At 42.7% G+C, this 3811-nt stretch carries 3 protein-coding genes; 2 read left to right on the top strand and 1 reads right to left on the bottom strand.

From position 1 onward, the window contains the following. The coding region (locus tag BCT81_RS24920; protein WP_277869846.1) for a pyruvate kinase alpha/beta domain-containing protein at positions 1 to 419 on the top strand (419 nt) is incomplete at its 5' end. Between the two features lie 176 nt (positions 420 to 595). Continuing rightward, the gene (locus BCT81_RS24915) at positions 596 to 1267 is read left to right on the top strand and encodes an FCD domain-containing protein (RefSeq protein ID WP_102426200.1); all 672 of its coding nucleotides are present in this window, start codon (positions 596 to 598) and stop codon (positions 1265 to 1267) included. A 605-nt stretch (positions 1268 to 1872) separates the two neighbouring features. Here BCT81_RS24915 and BCT81_RS24905 read toward each other — a convergent pair. Next, positions 1873 to 3756, bottom strand: coding sequence for a diguanylate cyclase (locus BCT81_RS24905; protein WP_102426199.1), 1884 nt, complete (start codon positions 3754 to 3756; stop codon positions 1873 to 1875). Positions 3757 to 3811: the final 55 nt, after the last annotated feature.

The following is a 3811-nucleotide window of genomic DNA, read 5'->3' as shown; positions in this document are numbered from 1 at the left end:
CGAACCGTACAGATTCAGCTCTTAAAGCTGAGCTAGGTTCTCGTCTAGACAGCCCACGTCTACGCATCACTGAAGCAGTATGTAAAGGCGCAGTAGACACAGCTGAGAAGCTAGCTGCTCCTCTAATCATCGTTGCTACTGAAGGCGGTAAGTCTGCACGTTCAGTACGTAAGTACTTCCCAACTGCAAACATCATTGCACTAACAACGAACCAAAAGACAGCTGCTCAGCTTGTTCTTACTAAAGGTGTTCGTCCAGTTCTTGTTGATTCTATCGACAGCACTGACGCATTCTACAAAATGGGTAAAGAGTACGCTCTTAACGCTGAATTCGGTAGCAAAGGCGACATCGTTGTTATGGTTTCAGGTGCTCTAGTAGCTTCTGGTACAACAAACACGGCATCTGTTCACGTTCTATAAGAATGAACCGATTCGCATAAAATATAAAAGAGGGCTTCGGCCCTCTTTTTTTATGAAACAAAATCTTGCCTAACTTTTCAGTACGCTGTATTATCAAACGCATTAGAACTACGTACTGTTAACTTCCAATGGGCTCTTTCTAAGAGACGGATTAGCAGACTAGAAATCAAATATACATGAGGTTTGTAATGTCTAGTCCTACTCTCACTGACAAAGTATCAAAGATGATTCGCCAGGATATTCTTAATGGTGAGTTAGCCCCAGGCCAAAAGCTCGTTGTTGCTGATCTAAAGAACAGATACAACGTTGGCGCATCTCCAATTCGCGAAGCTCTAGTGCAGTTATCTTGGAGCAAATACGTAAAACTCGAGCCACAAAAAGGCTGTTGGGTAGCACCAGTATCAAAGAAAGAGCTGAATGATCTTTATGAGAGCTTACGTGTCGTTTCATCAGTACTGCTGAAAAAAGCGATTTCTGCGGGTGATGAAACCTGGGAACTGGATGTACTGACCTCTTATCACAAGCTGTCTCGAGTACAGCATGTGTCTGAAGAGTTTGACTGTGTGGAATGGGAAGAGCGTCACCAACAGTTCCACGTTGCGCTACTTGAAGGCGCTGACTCAGAGAACATGTTTAGCTTCTTTGAAGATTTGATCAATCAAGTAAAACGTTACCGCTTCCTAGCGATGTCAGCGGAAAGTGCATCAGATGAACTGTTCAATATTGATGAGCACGAAATGATCATGAAACTCGTCCTGTCAAAAAACGTAGAACAAGCGACAGAGTTGCTTGACCAACACCTATTAGGTTCAATGAAACGAATTGAAGAAGTTATCGAAGCGGCCTAATGCTGCGATAAATCTTGAACAAATAAAAACGGAGCCTAACAGCTCCGTTTTTTTGTTTTTCAGCATCAAGCTGGCTACCACCCAAAAAACTCTTTGTGATGAGTATTGAGCAGCAAAACCATAGGTAAGAAATACAAAGCACTCAGCTTAAAACCAAGAATGACCAATGTACCTATGGTTAATCTCACTAAAAAATCGACAAACATACCACGCCTCTTTCAACCAGACTGTATGATCCCCAAACTCTTGCTCCAGCTAACCTAATTCTACTGCTGCTTTTCAACTCATTGAAAAAGCTAGCTAACCAGCTGAATTAAGTTAACGGTGTCATCCCTTTAATATCTGGTAAACACTCTATTTATCACACCGCTTAACACGATGTAATCTGAAGCAAGGTAGTTTACTCATTGTTCATTTTAGCTCAAATTTCCGCCAGCATTAGACTTTAGTCTAACCGTATATAATTTGTGACATAGGTCGCTCAAAAATGAGATTCCTCATAAATACACAGAAGAAACGACTTCATCACTTACTGAGTTGCAAGCTATATAAAGAGAACTCGATGGGAAAGTGGGAGGATATTTAGGAGTAAATAGAGTCTGTAGCTAAGCAACATCCGCATAGCTAGGACAAATCGAGACGGTATTTCGTCCCGAGGATTTCGATTCGTAAAGGCCGACGTCTGCGCATTTGTATGAACGGGTACTGTTACTCGTCAAATCAGTGAAACCGACGCTGACGGTTACCTTGGTGCCCGCAGATAACTCAATCTCGATTCGCAGCCGATCCAGTACACGTTTCGCTTCCGCCAGAGAGGTGTGCGGCATCAACAGTGCAAACTCTTCCCCACCAACACGCGCCACAAAATCGGTACTACGGAGGCTGTCTTGTAGAAGCTTAGCTACTCTTGCAATCACACGATCACCTTCATCGTGGCCGAGCTCGTCATTAATTCGCTTAAAGTTATCGATATCGACTAAAGCTAAACAAGTAGTCGCCTCATTTGGGTAACGCTCAACCAAACGAGAATAATAAGCTAACTGCTCTTCAAACTTTCGACGGTTCCAAAGGTTACTCAAAGCGTCTCGCTCACTTAGAAAACGCAGACGAACTTCGAGCTCTTTCCTTACTGATATATCCACCAGCGAAGTAATGTAGTAGCTCACTTTCCCAGAACTGTTCTTGACCGCATGGACACGCATAATAGCGGTAAAAGGGATGCGCAGTTTGTTTTTACACAGCACTTCCCCTTCCCACACTTCTTCGTTGTCTAAGTGTCGCCAGATGGATTCGCTGGTGAGCTGCTGATCTGTATTTTCCAACAGAAGTTGCAGCGCATTATGACCGATAACTTGTGCTTCGCTGTAACCGGTCATATTTTCAAACTCGTTGTTGATCATCATAGTACGATGCTGCTTATCAGTGATCATCACGGCAGACATACCATTCAACGCTGCGCGAGCTAACTTACTCTCTAAGCTACGACGTCGATAATGCGTCACCAGATAAGCAAATGGGAACGCGAACAGTAACACAGTGAAAAACACTATGATCTCTTCATGGGCAAGATCATTTAGATCACGTTCAGCTCTAGCGCGCAGTTGTTTTTGATTCAATTGAATCACAAGGTGCATCTTTTGATTATTAGCTAGCTGAACCGTGTTAAACGCGAACAGGTTACCATCTTCAAACACAGTGCCCATTTGTTGTCGAGAGAGGGCTTCCCATGTTTGAGGTGCGATGTTTTTTAGGTTGAAGCCTTTTCTTTCAGGAACAGAATCGCCAAACAATTTACTGTTGTTTGGACTCGCAATGTAATAACCCTCACCATTGACTACTTCCACTCTAAAATCATAATCAGGTGCGAAATTAAGACGTGAAGACAACCCCCAGACATCCAGATTGATCACCAAATAACCGACTCGCTTCTCCGGAGTTTCAACAGGCGTGAAGACTCTAAACACCGGTTTATAAGGATATGCCAATTCACCATGTTCGGTTTCAAGCTCAATTCCCCAACCACCAATATCTTCATGCTCTAAGCTCTTAGCAAAATGATAGTAGCTAGAGTCAGACCTATCTTGTAATTGCTGAGGTATTGTCACAGCGCCCGTGGCAGAGGAATAATTCACTCGGACCAGCTCTTTACCCTCAACATCGATAAGATGAATTTGTGTATACCATTTTTGGTTCACTAACACAGACTGCCATACCTCTTCGAGGAGGCTTTTGGTTTGTTCAGAGGGGGAGGAAGCGAAATTAACAAGGCTTTGGCTATGACTCAGTAGTTTCATCACCGAAACCAACTGAGATTTTAAGAGTTTGTAATCTCGTTCTGCGTAAACCAACTGATGAAGGGCTTGTTTCGCAGAGTAATCAAAACTTTGTTGTTTTACTTCTTGGTAACGTTGTAAATAGTAAAGACCCACTGCAGCAGACAGTGTTATCGAAATAATCAGCAATGTAATTATCGATTTACTATTTCTCATTGATAACTCAAGTAAAAGAAGGCGTGAAGCGCAGGATTATAGCACTCTATAAAAT

Source organism: Vibrio sp. 10N.261.52.A1 (assembly GCF_002876325.1).
Taxonomy (GTDB): Bacteria; Pseudomonadota; Gammaproteobacteria; order Enterobacterales; family Vibrionaceae; genus Vibrio; species Vibrio chagasii.
The sequence above is the reverse complement of the archived record's forward strand: the minus strand, read 5'-3'. Positions and strand labels throughout refer to the sequence as shown.